This is a genomic window from Kitasatospora sp. NPDC097691 (genome assembly GCF_040302665.1).
Lineage (GTDB): Bacteria > Actinomycetota > Actinomycetes > Streptomycetales > Streptomycetaceae > Kitasatospora.
The window spans coordinates 1-1,204 of record NZ_JBEORY010000140.1; the positions used below are offsets into that span (position 1 = coordinate 1).

Consider the following 1,204-nt stretch of genomic DNA (forward strand, 5'->3'; position numbering starts at 1 on the left):
GCCTGCCCCTCCTCGCGGGAGCGCATATTCGGCCTTATGGCAGGCGGAATGATTGCGATCGATCTCGCGGGTCTCCTCGGATCGCATAGCACAGTCCGGCTGAACCCCGATGGCTGGACCTTCGATTGGGATGTTCTCGGCTGGCAAGCCGTGATCGACCGATAGACGAAACGACCGAGGTCCACGCCGTCCGAATCCCTGGTTCGAGGGCGGCTTTCAGACAACCGAGCGCCACGCGACGCGCATGGAGAGGTGCGATGCAAAGCAGCGGCATCATCGTTCAATTTCCGACAGGACGAAGACTTCGGTGGGGATCCCCGACGTCGAGCATCGCACGTCTAGTCAGAAGTCTCTCGGGTGGGGGACAGGGGATCGACCGAGCCACTGCACTCGTTCAGCCGCTTCCCATCCGTCTCGACGTGCTCACGGGCATGGACGACGAGACGATCGCGGGCTTGGCTGCGCTAGCGGCAGGCGGCGTCATCACTTCCGCCTCTGCCGCGAGGTTCGCGCTGCGCCACGCGGCGGAGTCGACAGTCGAACGGACGAGCCTCCCGGATGTCTCGATTGATCGCAGGATCGTAATGACGTGCGCGGGCGACGTGTTCGGCGAGTTCGGTCTCCTCCTTCGCATGGAAGAAGTCTGGGTTGCCTTCGCGTACACGTCGTGTCTCGGCCGCCTCTACGAGATCTGCCCTGTGGATCCAGGATCGATCTGTCTGCTGATCGGCTGCGATGCGGGAAGCAGAAACACGATACGCGTCCTCGCCTCCCGCGATTGGCGGCGCCGTCTCGCGACGCTGGGAGCGGAGCAACTGCGGTCGGCCCATCATCTACTGGTCCTGGGCGGCATTCCCACTGCCGGTCAAGCGAGATCGTCCACCCTGATCGATCTGCGGAACGCGGTGAGGGCGAGCGGCAGCAAAGTCTTTGTCGGGGGCGGACGCATGGGCGGTTCGGCGTTCGGCCGCCATCGGCCGCCGACAAAGCTTGGCCGTAAGCTGCTTATTTTGATCGAACTCGTGATGCCGGGCCTGGTCGATGTCGATCAAAGCAAAGGGAACGATGCGAGATGACGAGCTCCAGTTCACCGTCCTCCACCCCGGGATCGGCAGCCTCAGCTTCGGATCATACCGAGTGTGGGCCGTCGGACCCGGCACTGGATTTCGCCCGCACGCTCCTATCGAGGCTTGGAACGATTGCC

At 63.4% G+C, this 1,204-nt stretch carries 1 protein-coding gene; it reads left to right on the plus strand.

The window, feature by feature from the left end:
* The first annotated feature begins 431 nt into the window (after window positions 1–431).
* Window positions 432–1,076 (plus strand): hypothetical protein, encoded by a 645-nt coding sequence (locus tag ABTY56_RS38695; protein ID WP_350634386.1) that lies wholly within the window; start codon window positions 432–434, stop codon window positions 1,074–1,076.
* Window positions 1,077–1,204 lie beyond the last annotated feature (128 nt).

Bases quoted from the DNA above. Each gene is read 5' to 3' on its own strand.
- ABTY56_RS38695 (WP_350634386.1), top strand. From the start codon at position 432: ATGGACGACGAGACGATCGCGGGCTTGGCTGCGCTAGCGGCAGGCGGC.